This is a genomic window from Bradyrhizobium centrolobii (assembly GCF_001641635.1).
Classification (GTDB): domain Bacteria; phylum Pseudomonadota; class Alphaproteobacteria; order Rhizobiales; family Xanthobacteraceae; genus Bradyrhizobium; species Bradyrhizobium centrolobii.
Genome location: NZ_LUUB01000036.1, coordinates 101,881 through 123,576 on the forward strand (window position 1 = coordinate 101,881; position 21,696 = coordinate 123,576).

The following is a 21,696-nucleotide window of genomic DNA, read 5'->3' on the forward strand; positions in this document are numbered from 1 at the left end:
AGCGATGATCGCGTGTGTTACGATTGCCACAATCGATCGCGCCGCCGCCCAGGAAGCTACCAAGGCTCAGGCCGACGCCTTTAACGCGCGGATGTTCGCGGGGCCACCCGACAAGCAGGCTTATGCCTGCTTTGTCCGCCGCTATGACGCCGATCATCTCAACCGGCATCCGAAGCAGAAAGTCGCAGCGATGAAGCTGTTGATCTCGGCGGAGTACGACGCCGAGGACAAGGCGCTGCAATATGCGTTCCGTCTCGGGTTCAAGTACCGCCACCGCTCCGGCGATTTCGACTCCAGCGGCTCCTGCGGTCATGCCTTGTTCGAGGAGAACGGCAACGAGGTCCGCTTCGGCTGCGGCGTCGACTGCGAGGGCGGTGGCATCGGCGTGGCGCTGTCGAGAGACAACAAGTCGGCGATTGTCCGGCTCGAGCGGGTCAGGATCTGGCAAAACAACAAGCCGGACGACGATGCCGAGGAATCGCTGGTCGCCGGCGCCGACGACAAGATCTTCCGGCTCGACCGTGCCGACAACAGCGAGTGCGCTTCCCTCGTGACCGATCGCAAGGAACTCGCCGCGCTCCGCCACAAGTGAGGTGCGTCCGGCAATGTCAGGCGCATGATGCGGACAACGGCGCTGCCATCTTCCGAGCAGGCCATGCACAATCGAGGGAGACAGCCATGAACCGGCGCAGCATTCTGTGGAGCGCAGCCTCTGCCTTGGGAGCGATGTTCGCCGCCCGAGGCGCGCGGGCTGCTACCGAGACCAATGCGAGCGACAAGCTCAAGGTCGTCTATCACCTGAGCGACGCCGAGAAGGTCAATTTCGTGCTCGGCAACATCCAGAACCATTTCGACGGCGTCGGCGGCCCCGAGCATGTAACGATCGCACTGGTGATCCACGGGCCGGCGCTGAAGGCGTTTCACTCGGCGCAGGCCAGCCGCGATATCAGCAAGCGGATCGGCGATTTCTCAAAGGACGGCGTCGAGCTCGCCGCCTGCGGCAACACGATGAAGGCGCAGAACATCACGTTGAAGGATCTGCTGCCCGGCTTCGTCAGCGCGGAGAAAGGCGCCGTGGTCCGTTTGGCCGAGCTCCAGTCGCAGGGTTATTTCTACTTGCGGCCATAGAGCATTCCGCCGCAGGCGGCCCGTGCCTCCCCCGGAAGCGGGAGAGGTAGGGCACAGCCCGTGGAGGCCCATTCCGCCCCACAAGTCGAAGCAGGATGCGGCAAACCACCTCCATCCCGCTTGACTCATCCATAACTCTAAGGTTATGAATCAATCCATAACCTACGGGTTATGGGTTTTAGATGCCGAGCTCTCCCGACCTACTGTTCAGAACGCTTGCCGATCCGACCCGGCGGGCGATCTTCGAGCGGTTGTGCCGCGAGGGGGAGCAGACGGTTGGGGCGCTGACGGCCCAGTCCGGCGTTTCCCAGCCGGCGGTCTCGAAACATCTCGGCGCGCTGAAGCAGGCCGGGCTCGTGCGCGACCGCCACGAGGGCCGCCAGACCCACTACAGCGCGCAACCCGGCGCGCTGAATCCACTCATCGACTGGACGAGCCAGATGGCCGGGTTCTGGCAGAACCGGCTCGATGCGCTCGAAGATCTGCTGAAAAGGATGGACCAATGACAGAACCTGCGACCGAGGCACGCTCCGTGATCATCGAACGCGAGATGGCTTTTCCGCCGGACCGGGTTTGGCGCGCGCTGACGCAGCCGCATCTGATCGAGGAATGGCTGATGAAGAACGACTTCAAGCCCGTCGTCGGTCACCGCTTCAATCTTCGCGGCGAGTGGGGCGGCGTGCTGGATTGCGAGGTCCTCGCCATCGAACCGCACAGAACGCTCGCCTATACCTGGAACTTCGCGCATGAGGACGCAGCCTTCGACCTCAAGAGCGTGGTGACCTTCACGCTCACTCCGAAGGGCGCGGGCACCCATCTGCGCGTGGAGCAGTCGGGCTTCAGCCCGACCCAGAAGCAGGCCTATGGCGGCGCACACGCCGGTTGGAAGCAGTTCTTCGCAAAGCTCGAGGAGGTTCTGGCGCGGCCGGAGTAAGCTGCACCGCCGCCACCTCGTATCCGTTCCGATCACTTCAGAGGAGGTCCAATTGACTTGGAATATGTGGATTCGACAAATCCATCGCTGGCTGTCCATCGCCTTCACGCTCGCCGTGATCGCGAATATCATCGCCATGACTCAGCAGGTGCAGGCCCTGTGGATAGGCCTGTTGGCGCTGGTCCCGCTGATCCTGCTGCTCGCAAGCGGGCTGTACCTGTTCGCGCTACCGTATGTGGTCAGCCGGCACACGGCGGCTGGAACGAGCCAGTGAATTGCCGGCTAGAGAGAGGGGCAAGCGAGATCATGAAGGGCGCAACAGCCAAGAAGAGCAGCGCGAAGGACACGGACAGCACGTCCACATCCGAGTTGATCGACGCGAAAATCCAGGAGCTCGGCGACTGGCGCGGCAAGATGCTCGGCCGGCTCCGCGCCCTGATCAGGGAGGCCGATCCTGAGGTCGTCGAGGAATTGAAGTGGCGCGGCGTCCCGGTGTGGTCGCACGACGGGATCATCTGCACGGGTGAGACCTACAAGGCCGCCGTGAAGATGACGTTCGCCAAGGGCGCGGCGCTGGAGGATCCCACGGGCCTGTTCAATTCCAGCCTCGAAGGAAATGTGAGGCGCGCCATCGATTTCCACGAGGGCGCGAAGATCGACGAAAAGGCGTTGAAGGCGCTCATTCGTGCGGCGGTGGCCCTGAACACGTCCAAGACCAAGGCCAAAAGCAAATCCGCCAAACGCACGGCTTAAGGCACTTGCGGCGGCCTCAGGCCGCCGCCGGCAGCGGCCGCGGGCTCACGACATATTCTCGCAGGACCTTGTCGTTGGCATCGACCTCGATCAGCGCAACGTCATAGGTCCAGAGATCGGCGAGATGCTGGAGCACCCGCTTGGAGTCGGTCTCGTTGAGCTGCGAGCCCTTGATGACGTGATGGTGCAGGATCAGCCGGCGGTCGCCCGAGAGGTCGACGTCGACCACCTCGATATTGGCGTCGATGAAGCCGACATCATGCTGCCGCGCCAGCTCACGCCGCACCCGGCGGAACCCGCGCTCGTCGTGGATGGCATCGACGCGGATGCCGGCGCGCTCCTCGGGGTCATCGTGCAGGTGGAACATGCGGAAGTGCCGCATCAGCTTGGGGCTCAGGAACTGACCGATGAAGCTCTCGTCGCGATAGTTGGCCCAGACGTCGCGCAGCACGCCCATCACATCGCCCTTGCCGGCGATCTCCGGAAACCATTCGCGGTCCTCGTCTTCGGGATTGCTGACGATGCGCTCGATGTCCTGCATCAGGGCAAAGCCAAGCGCATAGGGATTGAAGCCGGAGAAGCGCGGGTCGTCGAATTCCGGCTGGAACACCACGTTGGTGTGCGACTGCAGGAATTCGAGGAAATTGCCGTCGCTGATGCGGCCCTGCTGATGCAGCTTGCTCATGATGCGATAGTGGACGTAGGTCGCCGTCCCCTCGTTCATCACCTTGGTCTGGCTCTGCGGATAGAAATATTGCGCGATGTGGCGGACGATGCGCAAGAGCTCGCGCTGCCAGGGCGCCAGCCGCGGCGCGCTCTTCTCCAGGAAATAGAGCAGGTTTTCCTGCGGCAGGCCGAGCAGCTTGCGGCGGCGTTCGATGCTGAGCGCAGACCGGCTCTTGGTCGCTCCCTTGGGCACGGTGCGCCAGAGATCGTTGAAGACCTCCTCTTCGTGCTGGCGCCGGCGCCCTGCCCGCTTCTCCTCGGCCCGCAGATCGACATTCTTCTTGCCGGGATAGCGGTCAATGCCGTGCGACATCAGTGCATGCGCCGCGTCGAGCGTGCGCTCGACCTCGACGCGGCCATGACGCGCCTCGCATTGCGAGACATAGGTCTTGGCGAAGTCGAGATAATCCAGGATGCCGTCGGCGTCGGTCCACTGCTTGAACAGATAGTTGTTCTTGAAGAAGTGGTTGTGGCCGAAGGCGGCGTGCGCGATCACCAGCGCCTGCATCGTCGCCGTGTTCTCCTCCATCAGGTAGGAGATGCAGGGCGAAGAGTTGATTACGATCTCATAGGCGAGGCCCATGAGGCCCTTGCGGTAGGAGGCTTCGTGAAACGCAAAATGCTTGCCGAAGGACCAATGCTTGTAGAACAACGGCATGCCGACGGAGGAATAAGCGTCCAGCATCTGCTCGGCGGTAATGACCTCGATCTGGTTCGGATAGACGTCGAGGCCGAGCTCGTTCTTGGCGACATGCTCGCAGGCATCGTGGATACGCTGGAGCGTGTGGAAGTCCCAATCCGCGCCTTCGAACAATCGCCCGGTCGTTTCCGTCATGGAGCGGCCTTCTCCTGATTTTCGCGGCGGTGGAACAGGTCGTGGAACACCGGGAAGATCTCGCTGCGCTCGCTGACCTTGCGCATCGACAACTGCGAGCCGTTGTTGCGCAGGCGCTCATAGAGCGTCCAGAGCGAAGAATCGGAGAGATCAAAGGCGCTGCCACCGGACTCGCCGACCTCCAGATAGGCAAAGAACTGGCAGACCGGGAGGATCTTCTCCGTCAGCAGCATCCCTGCGAGCTCGCCGTCCGAATAGGAGTTGTCACCGTCGGAGGCCTGCGCTGCATAGATGTTCCAATCCGCCGGATTGAAGCGCTCGCGCACGATCTCGTGCATCGCCTGGAGCGCGCTCGACACCAGCGTGCCGCCGGAGGCCGGGCCATAGAAGAAGGTCTGCTCGTCCACCTCCTCGGCGCGGTCGGTGTGACGGATGAAGACGATCTCGACATGCTTGTAGCGACGCTTCAGGAACACGTAGAGCAGCATGTAGAAGCGCTTGGCCAAGTCTTTCATGTGCTCGGACATCGAGCCGGAGACGTCCATCAGGCAGAACATCACGGCCTGCGCCACCGGCTTCGGCACCGTCTCGAAGCGCCGATAGCGGATGTCGATGGGATCGATGAAGGGAATCCGCTTGGATTTTGCCTTCAGCTTCTCAAGCTTGGCGATCAGCTCGGCCCGTGTGTCCTCGTCGGTGCATGCGGCGATCTCGGCTTCGAGCTCGTCCATCTCGCTCTTGCGCGGACGCCTGAGCGCGATGCGGCGGGCGAGCGCGAGCTTAACGGTTCGGCTGACGGAGATGTTCGCAGGTGAGCCCGAGGTGGTATAGCCGGCGCGCTGGATGCCTTCGCTCTCGGTCTCCGCGATCCTGCGCTTGGCGAGATCGGGGAGCTCTAGGTCGTCGAGGAAGAGGTCGACGAACTCGTCGCGGCTCAGCACGAAGCGGAAGGCGTCTTCACTGTCGCCTTCGCCGGGACCGGAATCCTTGGCGCTGCCCTGGCCGGATCGAGGAAGATAGTCGCCCTCGACGAACTTCTTGTTGCCGGGCAGCACCATGTCGCGCGTACCGCCCTCGCGGCGGAAGCGCGGCTCGTGCATGCCGTCGAGCGGGATCGTGACCTCACCACCCTCCAGGACGTCCTTGATGTCGCGTTCCTGCGAGGTCTTCTTGACGGCGCCCTGCACCAGGGACTTGGCCCGACGCAAGAACCGCTGACGGTTCTCAAGACTCTTGCCGCCTGGATTCAGGCGCCTGTCAATGATATGAGTGGCCACTTTCTCATCCGCCTCAACCGGCCTGTTTCACCCGCATGTACCATTCGACGAGCCGGCGAACCTGACGCTCGGTGTAGCCGCGCTCCACCATGCGTGCGACGAACTCGCCGTGCTTCTTCTCCGTCTCGCCGTCCTTCTTCGACCCGAAGGAGATGACCGGAAGCAGGTCCTCGACCTGGGAGAATATCCGCTTTTCGATCACATCGCGAATCTTCTCGTAAGAGGTCCACGTCGGATTCTTGCCGGCATTCTGTGCTCTGGCTCGTAACGAGAACTTGACCACCTCGTTCCGGAAATCCTTCGGATTGGCGATACCGGCCGGCTTCTCGATCTTGGTCAGCTCCTGGTTCAGGAGCTCGCGATCCAGGAGCTGCCCGGTGTCGGGATCCTTGAAGTCCTGGTCCTCGATCCAGGCGTCGGCATAGTCCACGTAGCGGTCAAATAGGTTCTGGCCGTAATCCGAGTAGGATTCGAGATAGGCCTTCTGGATCTCGTTGCCGATGAACTCGGCGTAACGCGGCGCAAGTTCCGCCTTGATGAATTCGAGGTAGCGCTTCTCGATCTCCTCGGGCAGCTGCTCGCGGCGGATCGCCTGTTCCAGCGCGTACATCAGATGCACGGCGTCGGCAGCGACTTCCTGCGGATCGTGGTTGAAGGTGGCAGCCAGGATCTTGAAGGCAAAGCGGGTAGAAACGCCGTCCATGCCTTCGTCGACACCGGCGGCATCGCGATATTCCTGGACGCTGCGCGCCTTGGGATCGGATTCCTTCAGGCTTTCGCCATCATAAACCCGCATCTTGGCAAACAGCGTGGAATTTTCGTGCTTGCGCAGACGTGACATCACCGAGAACCGCGCCATCGTCTCCAGCGTCGACGGCGCGCAAGGCGCCGAGGCAAGCTCCGAGCCCTGGATCAGCTTCTCGTAGATCTTCTGCTCTTCGGTGTACCGCAGGACATAGGGTACCTTGATGACACAGATGCGATCGATGAAGGCTTCGTTGTTCTTGTTGGACTTGAAGCTCTGCCACTCGGCTTCATTCGAGTGCGCGAGAATGATGCCGCTGAAGGGGATCGCGCCGATGTTCTCGGTGCCGATATAGTTGCCCTCCTGCGTTGCGGTGAGCAACGGATGCAGCATCTTGATCGGTGCCTTGAACATCTCGACGAATTCGAGGATGCCCTGGTTGGCGCGGTTGAGACCGCCGGAATAGCTGTAGGCGTCGGGATCGTTCTGCGCAAAGGTCTCGAGCTTGCGGATATCGACCTTACCGACCAGCGAGGAGATGTCCTGGTTGTTCTCGTCACCCGGCTCGGTCTTGGAGACGGCGATCTGCCGCAGCCGCGAGGGCTGGACCCTGGCGACGCGGAATTGCGAGATGTCGCCGCCGAAGGATTCGAGCCGCTTGTAGCACCACGGGCTCATCAACCCGGTGAGACGCCGGCGTGGAATCCCGTACTTCTCCTCCAACATCGGCCCGAGGTGATCGGGATCGAACAGGCTGAGCGGGCTTTCGAACACCGGGCTCAATTCATCACCGGCCTTGAGCACGTAGATCGGCTGCACCTCCATCAGCGACTTCAGCCGCTCGGCGAGCGAGGATTTGCCGCCGCCGACCGGGCCGAGCAGATAGAGGATCTGCTTGCGCTCTTCGAGACCTTGCGCGGCGTGGCGGAAGAAACCAACGATGCGCTCGATCGTTTCCTCCATACCGTAGAACCCTGCGAAGGCCGGATAGGTGCGTATCGTACGGTTCAAAAAGATACGGCCAAGGCGTGGGTCCTTGGCCGTGTCAATCGTCTGGGGTTCACCGATCGCAGCTAGTAGTCGTTCGGCCGCATTCGCGTATTTCATGGGATCGCTTCGACACGATTCCAGATATTCCGCCATCGACATGTCGTGCTGGCTTCGCGCCTCGAACGACCGAGCGAAAGCGTTGAATAGAGAATCGTTGTACATGATCCCTCTCCGCGTGAGTTCCGCTACACAAGCTGAAACGAAAGCAGTTACCGGACCGTTCCTCAGCGCCCGTTTCGAATCAGCGTGAGCACATGACGATCATTGGACACCCTGGCCCCTTCTAGACGCAACGCACAACGTAGGCATTCGGGTGAGTTACGAACAGGCACCTGCCTGTTATTTATGCGAATCTATACCTGTATTCGCTAATTTCCAGCAAATGTCGCCTCGCCGCAACATCCGGGCATTACCGGGGATCGTTCATCCGGCACCGCAGCATAGCCGCCGACCGGCGGCAGCTTTATGACGCTCGTGCGGCGAAGCCTTGCGCTCCACAATCGCTGTCCCGCCGCAATGCGGTGCGTGAATCGCTCGCAGCATGACAGTCGCGACAGGCGCGCAGCAATGTATCAAAATCGGTCGCCAGCCCCTCGGGGTCGATGACGAGACGGTCAGCTTGCGTGCCGCGCGAGGCCGCGCGCTTGGTGCGGATGCAGGAGAACTGCCGCTGCAGCGCCGGCGTCAGCGTCAGCACAACCACCTTGTGTCCACGACCATCCTCAGCCGAAACATCCGCAATCGAGTCCCAAAGCAGAAATTCGTTGCCGATGCGGAGGTCGCGGATGCCATATCGGGTCACGATCACCACCGGCCCACGCTCGGTCGGCAGCATCCAGATCAGCCGGAATGTCGCGAGACCGAACAGTGCGACGCCGGCATAGCCGATCGTCGTGTCGTAGTCGCCGAGGCCGTCCCACAGATCGAAGGCAAGGCTCGCACTGAGCAGGGTCATCGCGAAGCCCGCCGCGACAAGCAGCGGAAGATAGGACGCGCACTGACCGATTTCGAGATCGCACGATCCGTCGATAGCGGCCGCATCGGCCAACCGCGGATTGTCAGCGACGGCGAGTGCAAGGCCGTCAGGATGTGTGTGCATGCTTTCCCCCAGCATGGCCGTTCATGGCCGACCCAGCGGCGCGCCCTGCGGCTAAAAAGACCGCTGACGACGCATCGCTCAGCAACAGGTCGACGCTCCGCAAAAGACTTCGGCCGAACAGCCTGGCCAAGAACTCTCACGCAACAAAACAACCCGTCCGCATCGCCATGATCTCAGCGGAGTTATACCGAGAGTATGACACTCACACCCTTGATTGGTTCCCTCCCGGGAGCATGTTAGCTAGAGAATAGCGCGTCAGGACCGGCGCGGGAACCCCTCGCCCGCAGGCTTGGAGAGAAATAGACATCATGAATCCCGTCAAAGAACTGGAAAAGCACGGACAAGCCGTCTGGCTGGACTTTCTGGCCCGCGGCTTCATCGCCAAGGGCGACCTGAAGCGGTTGATCGAGACCGACGGCCTCAAGGGAGTTACCTCCAACCCGTCGATCTTCGAGAAGGCGATCGGCAGCTCGGACGAGTATGACGCCCCGATTGGCAAGGCGCTGAAGCGCGGCGACCGCACGGTGGCTGAATTGTTCGAGACCGTGGCGGTCGAGGACATCCAGAACGCCGCCGACGTGCTCCGCCCGGTCTATGACAGTCTCAAGGGCCATGACGGCTATGTCAGCCTCGAGGTCTCGCCCTACCTCGCGACGGACACCGCCGCCACCGTGGCCGAGGCGCGACACCTCTGGACGGAGGTCAATCGCAAAAACTTGATGGTCAAGGTGCCGGCAACGCCGGAGGGCCTGCCGGCCATCCAGCAGCTCATCGGCGAAGGCATCAGCATCAACATCACGCTGCTGTTCTCCAAGGCGGTCTACCTGGAGGTCGCGGAAGCCTATCTCGCCGGTCTCGAAAAATACGTCGCGGGCGGCGGCGATCCGTCGCATGTCGCGAGCGTCGCGAGCTTCTTCGTCAGCCGGATCGACACGATGGTCGACAAGCAGCTCGACGAGAAGATCGCCCGCGCCAACGACCCCAGCGAAAAGGAGCGGCTCGCCGCGCTGAAGGGCAAGGTCGCGATCGCCAATGCCAAGCTCGCCTACCAGGACTACAAGCGTTTGTTCTCGGGGCCGCGGTGGGAAAAGCTCGCCGGGAAGGGCGCCAAGCCGCAGCGGATGCTGTGGGCGTCCACCGGCACCAAGAACAAGGACTACAGCGACGTCCTCTATGTCGAGGAACTGATCGGCCCGAACACCATCAACACGATGCCGCCGGCCACGCTGGATGCGTTCCGCGACCACGGCAAACTCCGCGACAGCCTGGAGGAGAATGTCGACGACGCGAGGGCCGTGCTGGAGGAGCTGGAACGCTCCGGCATCTCGCTCGATGCGATCACCGAAGAGCTCGTCAAGGACGGCGTGAAGCAGTTCGCCGATGCCGCCGACAAGCTCTACGGGGCGGTCGCCCACAAGCGCGCCACCGTGCTCGGGCCTGGGCTCGACCGCCAGCACTTGTCGCTCAGCGACGGGCTTGGCAAGGCCGTGGCCAAGAGCACCGAGGAGTGGCGGGCGTCAGCCAAAATCCGCAGGCTGTGGCAGCGTGACAAGTCGGTCTGGACCGGTGCGGACGAGAACAACTGGCTCGGCTGGCTCGACAGCGCGGCGAAGGCCGACGTCGCCGACTATGAGGACTATGCGAACCGCGTGAAGGGCCAGAAATTCTCCGACGCCGTGGTGCTCGGCATGGGCGGATCGAGCCTCGGGCCCGAGGTTCTGGCGGAAACATTCGCAAGGAAATCCGGCTTCCCGAAGCTGCACGTGCTGGATTCCACCGATCCGGCGCAGGTGCGGGCGATGGAAGCCCGGATCGACATCGCCAACACCGTCTTCATCGTCTCCAGCAAATCCGGTGGCACCACCGAGCCGAACGCGATGAAGGATTACTTCCATGAGCGCGTCGCCGAAGCCGTCGGCCCGTCCGTCAGGACCGGCCATCGCTTCATCGCGGTGACCGATCCCGGCTCGTCGCTGGAGAAGGCGGCCAAGCAGCTCAGCTACGCCCGCATCTTCCACGGCGAGCCTTCGATCGGCGGACGCTATTCCGTGCTCTCGCCCTTCGGCCTCGTGCCGGCGGCGACCGCCGGCATCGACGTCAAGACCCTGATCAAGCATGCGCTCTCGATGGTGCGCTCCTGCGGACCGGACGTTCCGCCGCAGGAAAATCCGGGCGTTCAGCTTGGTCTCGCGATGGGCCTCGCCGGCCTCGAAGGCCGCGACAAGGTGACGATCCTGTCGTCGAAGAAGATCGCCGATTTCGGCGCCTGGGCCGAGCAGCTCATCGCGGAATCCACCGGCAAGGAAGGCAAGGGCCTGGTCCCGATCGACGGCGAGCCGCTCGGCGATCCGTCGCTGTACGGCAATGACCGCTTCTTCATCGACATCCGCACCGAGGGCGAGGCCGATGCCGGCCATGACGCGAAGCTCACCGCGCTCGAAGAGGCGGGCCATCCGGTGGTGCGCATCGTGATGAAGTCGATCGACCACCTCGGCCAGGAGTTCTTCCGCTTCGAGATGGCGACGGCGGTGGCCGGCAGCATCCTCGGCATCAACCCGTTCGACCAGCCGGACGTGGAGGCGGCCAAGATCAAGACCCGCGAATTGACGGCTTCCTTCGAGAAGACCGGCACGCTGCCGGCCGAACATCCTGTGGTCAGCACCGCGGAGGCCGATCTCTACACCGACGAGGCCAACGCCGCGGCGCTGCGCGCCGCGGGTGCGAACGGCGATCTCACCTCCTGGCTCAAGGCGCATCTTTCCCGCTCCAACCATGGCGACTATGTCGCCCTGCTCGGCTACATCGCGCGCGACAAGGCCACCATCGACGCGCTCCAGGCGATGCGGCTCGAGGTACGCGAGAAGCGCCATATCGCCACCTGCGCCGAGTTCGGACCGCGCTTCCTGCACTCGACCGGGCAGGCCTACAAGGGCGGCCCCGACAGCGGCGTGTTCCTCCAGATCACCGCGGATGATGCCAAGGATCTGCCGGTGCCAGGCCAGAAGGCCAGCTTCGGCGTCATCAAGGCGGCGCAGGCGCGCGGCGACTTCGAGGTGCTCACCGAGCGCGGCCGTCGTGCGCTCCGCGTACACCTGAAGGGCGGATTGAAGAAGGGCCTCGCAGCGCTGAACGCCGCGATCACACAAGCGCTGAACTGAGAGGACTATTGAGATGCAACTCGGCATGATCGGCCTTGGCCGGATGGGCGGCAACATCGTTCGCCGCCTGATGCGCGACGGCCATTCGACCGTCGTCTATGACAAGGACGCCAAGGCCGTCTCCGGCCTTGCCGGAGAAGGCGCACAAGGCGCGACGACGCTGGAAGAGTTCGTCGCGAAACTCGAGCGGCCGCGCACCGCCTGGGTGATGCTGCCGGCCGGCCGCATCACCGAAGCGACCATCGATACGCTCGCGAACGTGATGCAGGCCGATGACGTCATCATCGACGGCGGCAACACGTTCTGGCAGGACGACGTCCGCCGCGGCAAGGCGCTGAAGGCGCACGGCATCCACTATGTCGACGTCGGCACCTCCGGCGGCGTCTGGGGGCTCGACCGCGGCTATTGCATGATGATCGGCGGCGACAAGGCCGTCGTCGACCGGCTCGACCCGATCTTCGCCGCACTGGCGCCCGGCGCCGGCGACATTCCGCGCACGCCGGGTCGCGAGGGCCGCGACCCCCGCATCGAGCGGGGCTATATCCATGCCGGTCCGGTCGGCGCCGGCCACTTCGTCAAGATGATCCACAACGGCATCGAATATGGCCTCATGCAGGCCTATGCCGAAGGCTTCGACATCCTCAAGAATGCCAGCATCGAGGCGCTGCCGGCGGATCACCGCTTCGACTTCGATCTCGCCGACATCGCCGAAGTCTGGCGTCGCGGCAGCGTGATCCCGTCCTGGCTGCTCGACCTGACCTCGACCGCGCTCGCCGACAGCCCGGCGCTGTCGGAATATTCCGGCTTCGTGGAGGATTCCGGCGAGGGCCGCTGGACCGTGAATGCGGCGATCGACGAGGCGGTGCCGGCCGAAGTTTTGACCGCCGCCCTCTTCGCACGTTTCCGTTCCCGCAAGGAACACACCTTCGCCGAGAAAATTCTTTCCGCGATGCGGGCGGGCTTCGGCGGCCACAAGGAGCCGAAGCAGCCGGGCGCGTCAAAGCCGAAGTAAGACGTAACAAAACGAAGGCCCATCGTTCGTGACAAAAGACCCGCAACCGCAGCGCAAGCCGGAAAATTGCGCCTTCGTCATCTTCGGCGTCACCGGCGACCTCACCCATCGGCTGGTGATCCCGTCGCTGTACAATCTCGCCGCCGGGAACCTGCTGCCGGAAAAATTCTGCGTCGTCGGCGTGGCCCGCAAGGGCATGTCGAATGACGAATTGCGCGACAGCCTCCTGAAGGGCCTGCGCCAGTTCGCCACGCGTCCCGTGGACGATGTCGTCGCCCAGCAGCTCCTGCAATGCGTCACCTTCGTCGAGGCCGACGCGAAGGATCCGCCGTCCTTCGACCGCTTGCGCGAGCACCTCGACGCGCTCGAATGCGCGCGCGGCACGGGCGGCAACCGATTGTTCTATATGGCGACGCCACCGGCCGCGTTCACGCCGACCGCGCGCGAGCTCGGCCGCACCGGATTGATGAAGGAGAACGGCGCCTGGCGGCGGCTCGTGATCGAAAAGCCGTTCGGCACCGATCTCGCATCCGCGCGCGCCCTGAACGCGGAGCTCCTGAAGATCATGGAGGAGCACCAGATCTACCGGATCGATCACTATCTCGGCAAGGAGACGGTGCAGAACATCATGGTGCTGCGCTTCGCCAACGGCATGTTCGAGCCGATCTGGAATCGCAACCATATCGACCACATCCAGATCACGGTGGAGGAGAAACTCGGCGTCGGCCATCGCGGCGGCTTCTACGACGCCACCGGCGCGCTGCGCGACATGGTGCCGAACCACCTGTTCCAGCTGATGTCGCTGGTCGCGATGGAGCCGCCGACCCGTTTCGACGCGCATTCCGTGCGCTCCGAGAAAGCCGAGGTTCTCTCGGCGATCCAAGAGCCGAGCGAAGAGGAGGCGTTGAGGAGATCGGTTCGCGCGCAATATCTCGGCGGCCGGATCGGGAACGAGGATATTCCAGACTATCGCAAGACCGAAGACGTCAAACCCGGCAGCACCACCGAGACCTATGTCGCGCTCAAGCTCCTGATCGACAATTGGCGCTGGGCCGGTGTGCCCTTCTACTTGCGCACCGGCAAGGCGCTGGCCCACAAGCGCACCGAGGTCGCGATCAAGTTCAAGCAGGCGCCGCTGTCGATGTTTACTGGCACGGCAGTCGACCGCCTGTCGCAGAACTTCCTCACCATCGGCATTGCGCCGACCGAGAGCATCGAATTGCAGTTCAACGCCAAGATTCCCGGACCGAGCGTGACGATCGACGGCGTCGAGATGAAGTTCCGCTACGGCGACTATTTCAAGGCCGATCCCAGCACCGGCTACGAGACGCTGATCTACGACTGCATGATCGGTGACAACATCCTGTTCCAGCGTGCCGATGGCGTCGAGGCCGGATGGCAGGCGGTGCAGCCGTTCCTCGACGCCTGGAAGAACGCCGGCACCAACGGCATCGAGACTTATCGTGCCGGCAGTGATGGTCCGGCCTGCGCCGACCAATTGCTGAGGCGCGACGGGCGAACTTGGCGGAAATATTCGTGATGGGTGCGGCGGGGCACGACAAGCAGGCGATCTTGACGCGCCTCCTCGATGGCGAGATTCTGCCGGCCGTGTGCGCGCGCTCGAATGGAGAGACCGTCTGGCTGGTCGACCAGGCCGCGCTTCCGGAGGGGATTCGTGGCGGGCGTTGAAGCATCTTGTGCATTGATCGTGATAGGCGTGTCGGGATCGGGGAAGAGTACGGTTGCGGAAGCGCTCGGCAGGCGGCTCGACTGGCGTTTTGAGGACGGCGACAGCTTCCATCCGCCGAGCAACGTCGCCAAGATGAGCGCCGGCCATCCGCTCACCGACGAGGACCGCTGGCCCTGGCTCAACGCCATCGCCGACGAGATCGCGCGGGTCTGCAAGGCCGGCGAACACGTCATCATCGCCTGCTCGGCGCTGAAGCACACTTATCGCGACGTGCTGTTACGTGGACGCGATGACGTCCGGTTCGTCTTCCTGAAGGGCACGCAGGAACTGATCGCCGACCGGCTCGCCCATCGCAAGGGTCACTTCATGCCGCCCGAACTGCTCACCAGCCAGTTCAGGACGCTGGAGCCGCCGGGGGCGAGCGAACACGTGATCACGGTCTCGATCGACGAGTCCGTCGAGGCGATCGTCGAGGACATCCTGCAGCAATTGAAATTCGACGGCGAGAAGCACGAGGCCATGTCATGACGTCCATCTCACTCGTGGTCTCCGACGTCGACGGAACGTTGCTGACCAAGGACAAGACGCTGACCGACCGCGCCAGGGCCGCGGTGCAGCGGCTGCACAAGGCCGGCATCGGCTTCACCATCACCTCGAGCCGCCCCGCGATCGGCATGCGCTTCCTGGTCGAGCCATTGTCGATCACCCTGCCGGTCGGCCCGTTCAACGGCTCCTCGATCATCGATCCGCAGATGAGTCCGGTCGAGCAGCATCTGATCCCGAAGGCGGCAGCCGAGCGCTGCCTGCAGATCCTTGGGGAGTTCGGCGCGGACATCTGGGTCTTCACCGCCGACAAATGGCTGATCGACAATCCCAATGGCAGCTACGTCGCGCATGAGCAGCACACCATCCGCGCCGATCCGACCATCGTGCCGGATTTTGCGCCCTATCTCGCGAGCGCCTGCAAGATCGTCGGCGCGAGCACCGATGCGCCGGGCCTGGAGGCCTGCGAAAAGGTGATGCAGGAGGCGCTCGGCCGCGAGGCGACCGCCGTGCGTTCCCAGACCTACTATCTCGACATCACGCCGCCCGGCTTCAACAAGGGCACCTTCGTGCAGGCGATGGCGCGGCGTCTCGGCATCGCGACCGATGCGGTCGCCACCATCGGCGACATGCAGAACGATCTCGCGATGTTCCGCGTCAGCGGCCTTTCGGTCGCCATGGGCAATGCCGCTGACAACGTCAAGCAGCAGGCAATGCACGTGACCGCCAGCAACGAGCAGGACGGTTTTGCCGAGGCGATCGAGATGATTTTGAAGCGGAACGGGGCCGGCTAAGACCGTCACTGCGACCGCTGCACCGCCGGCTTCTCGCTTTCCTGCCGCGCCGCCGACAGGTTGTGCGCGGTGTTGATCAGGGCGATGTGGGTCAGCGCCTGCGGGAAATTTCCGGTCTGGCGGCGCGCTCCGGAATCGTATTCTTCGGCCAACAGCCCCACGTCGTTGGCGACCGCGACCACCCGGTCGAACAGCACCTGCGCCTTGTCGAGATCGCCCGACAGCACACAGGCGTCGGCGAGCCAGAGGCTGCAGGCGAGAAACGCGCCTTCGATCGGCTGCTGCTCCTCCGACACTTCGCGCGGGTCGTGCCGCAGCACGAAGCCGTCCCGCATCAGGCATTTTTCGACGGCTGCGATGGTGCCGCGGATGCGCGGATCCGACGCCGGCAGGAAGCCGACCGCGGGCAGCAGCAGCACGCTGGCATCGAGCAGCTTCGAGCCGTAGGATTCGACAAAAGCATTCTCGCCTGGGTCGAAGCCCATGTTGCAGACATCGCGATGGATGGCTTCGCGCAAGGTGCGCCAATGCAGAAGCGGCGCCTTGAAGCCGAACGTCTCGGCGCTCTTGATGCCCCGGTCGAAGGCGACCCAGGTCATCACCTTGGAGAAGACGTAGTGCCTGGGCTGCCCGCGCCGCTCCCATATGCCGTGATCGGGCTGGTCCCAGACCTCGGCGAGGTGATTGAGCACGGCACATTCCAGCGCCCAGCTCTCGTCGTCGAGCTTCAGCTTGGCCATGCGCGACTGGTGGAACGCGTCGATCAGCTCGCCATAGACGTCGAGTTGGAGCTGCGCATGTGCGGCATTGCCGACGCGTACCGGCTTCGCGCCTTCGTAGCCGTCGAGCCAGCCGGCCTCCCATTCGAGCAGCCGCCTTTGGCCCCAGATGCCATACATGATCTGCACGTTCGGGGGCGCGCCGGCCGCCGCACGCAGCAGCCAGTTGTGCCAGGCCGAGGCTTCCTCGGTATAGCCAGAGTTCATCAGCGCGAGCAGCGTGAAGGTGGCATCGCGCAGCCAGCAGAAGCGATAGTCCCAGTTCCGCATCCCGCCGAGCTTTTCCGGCAATGAGGTGGTCGGCGCCGCGACGATGCCGCCGGTCGGATCGAAGGTCAGCGCCTTCAGCGTGATCAGCGAGCGGATGATGAGATCGTGATACTGGCCATCCCGGATGCAGTGGCTGCACCAGTCCTTCCAGAACGCCTCGGTCTCCGCGAGCGCGATCTTCGGGTCGATCGGCTTGGGGGGCGCGAGATGCGAGGGGCCGTAGGTCAGCACGAAGGGCACGGTCTCGCCGGCCTTCACGTCGAATTCGGCGACCGTCGTCAGATCCTTGCCCCTCGTCTCGACCGGCGTGCGCAGCACCGTCATGTCCTGTCCGCAGATCGCGAGCCGTGCGCCGTCCTCGGTTCGCCGTACCCAGGGGATGTCGGCGCCGAAGCCGAAGCGGATCACGAGTTCCATCCGCATCTTCACCGAGCCGCTGACGCCGCGCACCAGCCGCACGATGTCGGACGCCTTGCCGCGCGGCGGCATGAAATCGACCAGCGCGACGGTGCCGTTCTCGGTATCGAAACATGTCTCGAGGATCAGCGTGTCGCCGAGGTAACGACGCGAGGTGCGCGTGACGGAATCATTCGGCGCGATCAGCCAGCGACCGTTCCTGTGCGTACCGAGGATCGCGGCAAAGCAGGCGTCGGAATCGAAGGCCGGCCAGCACAGCCAGTCGATCGAGCCGTTGCGGCCCACCAGCGCCGCAGTCTCGCAGTCGCCAATCAGCGCGTAATCCTCGATCCTCTCTGACACTTCGTTGCTTCCTTGCGAAGCGACTGGAACTCAACTCCCGCCTGCGGACGAACGTTCCCGCGTAGCCGCCTTCAAGGCCGCCCGATCGACGCGCGAGGCAATCCTGTCGAGCGCGACCGGCAGCCGCTGGCGCCAGTTCGGATGCTCGTCGATCGTGCCGGGAATATTGGGCTGGTCGATCACGCCGAGCAGATCTTCCAGCGAGATCGCCAGAAGCCGCGACGGTGTGCGCGACAGGAGGGCGAGCACAGAATAGAGATCGTTGGCGTTAATGCCGTTGAAGCGCAGGATCTCGTCGAGCATGCCGAGCGCACGCCAGCGCGCCTCGTCGTTCTCGCCCGGGTCGATCCCGAGCGAGTGCTTCATCTTGAGGTCGCTGAAGGAGCGCCAGCCGGCATAGGTGCAGAGATCGTGCGTGTTCAGCGTGACCAGCGCGTTGGGCCGGTAGTGGTCGATATTGCGGAACCGGCCGGCCTCGTCGCGCTCGAACATCATGACGAGATAGGACCAGATGCCCCAATCCTGCATGGTCTCGCGGAAACCCTCCGGCACGGTGCCGAGATCCTCGCCGATCACGATGCATTTGTGCTTGGCGCTCTCGCGCGCCACCGCTGCAAGCAGCGCCTCGAACGGCATCTGCACATAGGCGCCGTTGTCGGGCTTGAAACCGCGCGGCACCAGATAGAGCCGCTTCAGCCCGAGCACGTGATCGAGCCGGATCGCGCCGGCATGGCGCATCGAGGCCGCCAGCATCGCGGCGAACGGCACGAAGGACTGCGCCTCCAGGCCGCCGGCATTGAAACCCGCGAGGCCCCAATCCTGCCCCACGGTGTTGAGCACGTCGGGCGGCGCACCGACGGCGAGATGGCGGGAAATCGCCATCTGCTCGTTCCAGGCATCGAACCCGTTGGACTGCACGCCGACGGCGACGTCGAGATAAAGCCCGACCTTCATGCCGAGCTGGGATGCAAGCAGCTTGGCGGCCTGCAACTGCGTCTCGGCGGTCCATTGCGCGAATTCGACGAACTCGACCTCGCGCCTGTCAGGACCGCTGCGCAGCTCGGCGAGCTTCGTCTCGTCGGGCTGCTGCCATTCCCGCGGCCATTCCCACCAGGGCCCGGCAAAGCGATGCCGCAGTACCTCGAAACAGGCGAAGCGCGATAACAACGGCGCGCGTTCGGTGCGGAATGCGGCAAATTCCTGACGCCGCGTCTCGCTCGCCTTGGTCACGAAACTGTCAAAGGCGGCGCGCAGGCCGCGCCATTTCAGCGCCGCCATATCGGCATAGCGGACGCGATCCCCTTCGCGCAGCTGCGCGGCGGTCGCGGCGGCGTCGGGGACGAGGTTGGCGGAGAATTCCGGGATCGCCTCGACGTCGATATAGAGCGGATTGAGGAATAGCCGGCTGTTCGGCGAATAGGGACTGCAATCCCTCGGATGGTCGTCGAACAGCACGTGCAGCGGATTGAGCCCGACGCCGTCGGCGCCGAGCTGCCGGGCGAGCCGGACGAGATCGGCAAGATCGGTGAAATCGCCGATGCCCCAGTTGCGATCGGAGCGGACGCCGTAGAGTTGCACCGCGAGCAACCAGCCGCGGTGGAAATCGCCGCCAAAGGCGCGCTCGGGTGCCACGATCATCGGCGCCTCTTCCGTCACGCCCTCAGCATCGGTCAGTGTCAGCCGGTGGTAACCGAGCGGAAGGCCGGCGGGCCAGGCAATCACCGGCTCACGCGTTTCACCTTGCGCAATCACATTGAAGTTGCCGGTGATTTTCCACCGGAGTGGCGGCGCGCCGGTTGCCGCCAATTCGGTGCGTGCATTCGCCAGGGCGCGAACCACGACCGGCCCGCTCACGAAGCGATAAACCCGCTTCTCCGGGAGGGCGTCGAGGATGGATTTCAGGGCCTCGGGCGCGGTGACCCGCAGCTTTCCCAGGGCGTCGATGAATTCGGACTGGACGCCCTTGATTTCCGCTTGAGCTAAAAGATCCATTCGGCACGCAGCTTGCACGCCACCCTTTTGCCGGGGGCATCGATTTTAATGAGGGGACGGAAGACGTTAGCCAGGGGTAACTCGCAAACCGCAGCTGCCGTTCCGAGGGGGAACTAATGACACACAAGCGGCTTTCTATATAGGTACCAAGCGTCGGTTCCCGACAAGGGAAACGGGACCCTGCTCTCTTGTCAATGGCATCACCGTGAACAAGACAATTCAAACCGTCGAGAGTGCCACAGCCGGCAGCGCGTTTTTCATTGAGGATGTCTATCCGGTGATCGATGGCGGCCGCTTTGCCGTGAAGCGGATCGCGGGCGAACGGGTCGAGGTCTGGGCCGACATTTATCGCGAGGGCGACATCGTAATCGGCGCTGCGCTGGTCTGGCGCCGCGAGCAGGACCGGGACTGGCGGCGTGAACCGATGACCCTGCATGGCAATGACCGCTGGTCCGGCGCGTTCATCCCGACCGAGCCCGGCCAATATGTCTATGCCATCGAAGCATGGACCGACGAATTCGCCACCTGGCGGCACGGGCTGGAGCGGAAGCGGCTTTCCGGCGCCGACATCGCGCTCGACGCGCTCGAGGGCGCCGGTCTCCTGACCAAGGCGCACGGCGCTTGCCAGGACGCCGCGGCGGTCATTCTGAGACAGTGCGAGGATTATCTTCAGAGCGGCGAGGTCGCGCCGCTGCTCGCGGCCGAGTTGAGCGAGGCCATGGCCGACAGCCAGTCGCGGCCCGACGTGACCCGCTCGCCCCTTTTTCCGCTCATCGCCGACCGCGACGAGGCGCGCTTCAGCGCCTGGTATCAGATGATGCCGCGCAGCCAGAGTCGGGAACCAGGCCGGCACGGGACGCTCAGGGACTGCATTGCGCGCGTGCCGGACATCGCCGCGATGGGCTTTGACGTGCTCTACTTCACGCCGATCCATCCGATCGGCCATACGCGGCGCAAGGGCCGCAACAATTCGCCGGTCGCGACCAAAGGCGATCCTGGCTCGCCCTATGCCATCGGTGCCGCCGAGGGCGGGCACGATGCCTTGCATCCCGACCTCGGCGCGATCGAGGATTTCCGCGCGCTGGTCGCAACCTGCCTGGAATATGGCGTCGAGCTCGCGCTTGATTTCGCCGTGCAGTGCTCGCCGGATCATCCCTGGCTGACACAGCATCCAGGATGGTTCAAATGGCGGCCGGACCGCTCGGTGCGGGCGGCGGAGGGCCCCTATCCCGATATCGTCATCCCCGATTTCGGCTGCGTCGACAGGAACGCGCTATGGAGCGCATTTCGCGACGTCATGCTGTTCTGGATCGACCATGGTGTGACCATTTTCGCCGTCGACAATCACGACACCGCGCCGTTCCCATTCTGGGACTGGCTGATCCGCGACATCCGTCGCCGGCATCCCGAGGTGATCCTGTTCTCGAAGACGTTCACGCGCCCGAAGCTGATGGAGGGGCTCGCAAAGCTCGGCCTCACGCAATCCTTTAGTTATTTTCCCTGGCGCACTCAGAAATGGGAGCTGGAACAATATCTCGGCGAGCTCATCGATTATCCCGAGCGAGACTTCTATCGCCCGAACCTGTTCGTCAACACCCCTGACCTGTTGCCCTATCATCTCCAGAGCGGCGAGCCGTGGGCATTCAAGTCGCGCGTTGCGCTGGCGGCCACGCTGTCCGGCAATTACGGCATCTACAGCGGGTTCGAGCTTCTGGAACACGAGGCCATCCCAGGCCGCGAGGAGTATCTCGATTCCGAGAAATACCAGATCCGGCAGCGCGACTGGGACCGGCCCGGCAACATCAAGGCCTATATCGCCGGGCTCAATCGCGCCCGCAACGAGAACACGGCCCTGCAGCAGACGGCCAATCTGCGGTTCCTCGGCATCGAGGACGGCGAAACGGTCGCGTTCGTCAAGGAGGCGACCGATCCCGCCAGCACCGTGCTGGTGGTGATCGCACTCTCGCGCCATGCGCGCGAATTCTGGCTGCCGCTCGGCAACCTCACCGTTGACGCCGGCGGACAGCGGCACCACGTCACGGTCCTCGAAAACCTCCTGACAGGCGAACAGTCCCGCATCGAATGGGGCGGAATCAGGTTGCGTATCGATCCCGACCGTGATCCCGCACTGCTGTTCCGCTGCCTGGCGTAG

The 21,696-nt window shown here is 63.7% G+C and carries 18 protein-coding genes and 1 pseudogene; 13 read left to right on the top strand and 6 right to left on the bottom strand.

What is annotated here, in order from left to right:
* Positions 1-4: 4 nt before the first annotated feature.
* From AYJ54_RS08370 to AYJ54_RS08395, 6 genes are all read left to right on the top strand, one after another.
* Positions 5-592, top strand: a complete 588-nt coding sequence (locus AYJ54_RS08370) for a hypothetical protein (RefSeq protein WP_245328938.1) — start codon at positions 5-7, stop codon at positions 590-592.
* Positions 593-678: 86 nt separating this feature from the next.
* Positions 679-1,128 carry a DsrE family protein gene (locus tag AYJ54_RS08375; RefSeq protein WP_063698207.1) on the top strand — a complete coding sequence of 150 codons (450 nt, stop codon included), beginning with the start codon at positions 679-681 and terminating at the stop codon, positions 1,126-1,128.
* 182 nt (positions 1,129-1,310) lie between these two features.
* Positions 1,311-1,634, top strand: a complete 324-nt coding sequence (locus AYJ54_RS08380; RefSeq protein WP_063698208.1) for an ArsR/SmtB family transcription factor — start codon at positions 1,311-1,313, stop codon at positions 1,632-1,634.
* Positions 1,631-2,062, top strand: a complete 432-nt coding sequence (locus tag AYJ54_RS08385) for an SRPBCC family protein (protein ID WP_063698209.1) — start codon at positions 1,631-1,633, stop codon at positions 2,060-2,062. The genes AYJ54_RS08380 and AYJ54_RS08385 overlap by 4 nt, the downstream gene beginning before the upstream one ends.
* Positions 2,063-2,114: 52 nt before the next feature.
* Positions 2,115-2,336, top strand: a complete 222-nt coding sequence (locus AYJ54_RS08390) for a hypothetical protein (protein ID WP_063698210.1) — start codon at positions 2,115-2,117, stop codon at positions 2,334-2,336.
* Between the two features lie 32 nt (positions 2,337-2,368).
* On the top strand, positions 2,369-2,815 hold the full coding sequence (locus AYJ54_RS08395; protein WP_136623542.1) for a DUF1801 domain-containing protein: 447 nt from the start codon (positions 2,369-2,371) through the stop codon (positions 2,813-2,815).
* Between the two features lie 16 nt (positions 2,816-2,831).
* Here the strand turns inward: AYJ54_RS08395 and AYJ54_RS08400 are convergent, their stop codons facing one another.
* The 4 genes from AYJ54_RS08400 to AYJ54_RS08415 form a co-directional block, all read right to left on the bottom strand.
* Entirely contained in the window at positions 2,832-4,376 is a 1,545-nt protein-coding gene (locus AYJ54_RS08400) for a SpoVR family protein (RefSeq protein WP_063698211.1), read from the bottom strand.
* Positions 4,373-5,653: a YeaH/YhbH family protein gene (locus tag AYJ54_RS08405; RefSeq protein ID WP_063698212.1), complete on the bottom strand. Its 1,281-nt coding sequence runs from the start codon at positions 5,651-5,653 to the stop codon at positions 4,373-4,375. Before AYJ54_RS08405 ends, AYJ54_RS08400 begins: the two co-directional genes overlap by 4 nt.
* A gap of 13 nt (positions 5,654-5,666) precedes the next feature.
* Entirely contained in the window at positions 5,667-7,610 is a 1,944-nt protein-coding gene (locus AYJ54_RS08410) for a PrkA family serine protein kinase (RefSeq protein WP_063698213.1), read from the bottom strand.
* A gap of 301 nt (positions 7,611-7,911) precedes the next feature.
* The gene (locus tag AYJ54_RS08415; protein ID WP_063698214.1) at positions 7,912-8,547 is read right to left on the bottom strand and encodes an STM3941 family protein; all 636 of its coding nucleotides are present in this window, start codon (positions 8,545-8,547) and stop codon (positions 7,912-7,914) included.
* 308 nt (positions 8,548-8,855) lie between these two features.
* Here AYJ54_RS08415 and AYJ54_RS08420 point away from each other — a divergent pair, with 308 nt between their 5' ends.
* The 6 genes and pseudogenes from AYJ54_RS08420 (at position 8,856) to AYJ54_RS08440 (ending at position 15,744) form a co-directional block, all read left to right on the top strand.
* Positions 8,856-11,705, top strand: coding sequence for a bifunctional transaldolase/phosoglucose isomerase (locus AYJ54_RS08420; RefSeq protein ID WP_063698216.1), 2,850 nt, complete (start codon positions 8,856-8,858; stop codon positions 11,703-11,705).
* Between the two features lie 13 nt (positions 11,706-11,718).
* Positions 11,719-12,717: a phosphogluconate dehydrogenase (NAD(+)-dependent, decarboxylating) gene (gnd, locus tag AYJ54_RS08425; RefSeq protein WP_063698217.1), complete on the top strand. Its 999-nt coding sequence runs from the start codon at positions 11,719-11,721 to the stop codon at positions 12,715-12,717.
* A gap of 28 nt (positions 12,718-12,745) precedes the next feature.
* The gene (gene zwf, locus AYJ54_RS08430; protein WP_063698219.1) at positions 12,746-14,257 is read left to right on the top strand and encodes a glucose-6-phosphate dehydrogenase; all 1,512 of its coding nucleotides are present in this window, start codon (positions 12,746-12,748) and stop codon (positions 14,255-14,257) included.
* Positions 14,258-14,265: 8 nt separating this feature from the next.
* Positions 14,266-14,406 (top strand): annotated as a pseudogene (locus AYJ54_RS52115) (6-phosphogluconolactonase); the annotation flags it as partial.
* Positions 14,393-14,935 (top strand): gluconokinase, encoded by a 543-nt coding sequence (locus AYJ54_RS08435; protein WP_063698221.1) that lies wholly within the window; start codon positions 14,393-14,395, stop codon positions 14,933-14,935. The pseudogene AYJ54_RS52115 and the gene AYJ54_RS08435, both read left to right, overlap by 14 nt.
* Positions 14,932-15,744, top strand: coding sequence for a Cof-type HAD-IIB family hydrolase (locus tag AYJ54_RS08440; protein WP_063698223.1), 813 nt, complete (start codon positions 14,932-14,934; stop codon positions 15,742-15,744). The genes AYJ54_RS08435 and AYJ54_RS08440 overlap by 4 nt, the downstream gene beginning before the upstream one ends.
* Before the next feature lie 5 nt (positions 15,745-15,749).
* Here AYJ54_RS08440 and AYJ54_RS08445 read toward each other — a convergent pair whose 3' ends face one another.
* Together AYJ54_RS08445 and malQ are read right to left on the bottom strand one after the other, a co-directional pair.
* Positions 15,750-17,552 (bottom strand): glycoside hydrolase family 15 protein, encoded by a 1,803-nt coding sequence (locus AYJ54_RS08445; protein WP_063698225.1) that lies wholly within the window; start codon positions 17,550-17,552, stop codon positions 15,750-15,752.
* A gap of 30 nt (positions 17,553-17,582) precedes the next feature.
* The gene (gene malQ, locus AYJ54_RS08450) at positions 17,583-19,544 is read right to left on the bottom strand and encodes a 4-alpha-glucanotransferase (RefSeq protein ID WP_063698227.1); all 1,962 of its coding nucleotides are present in this window, start codon (positions 19,542-19,544) and stop codon (positions 17,583-17,585) included.
* Between the two features lie 205 nt (positions 19,545-19,749).
* On the opposite strand from malQ, the gene AYJ54_RS08455 reads away from it, so the two are divergent.
* Positions 19,750-21,696, top strand: coding sequence for a maltotransferase domain-containing protein (locus tag AYJ54_RS08455; RefSeq protein ID WP_063698228.1), 1,947 nt, complete (start codon positions 19,750-19,752; stop codon positions 21,694-21,696).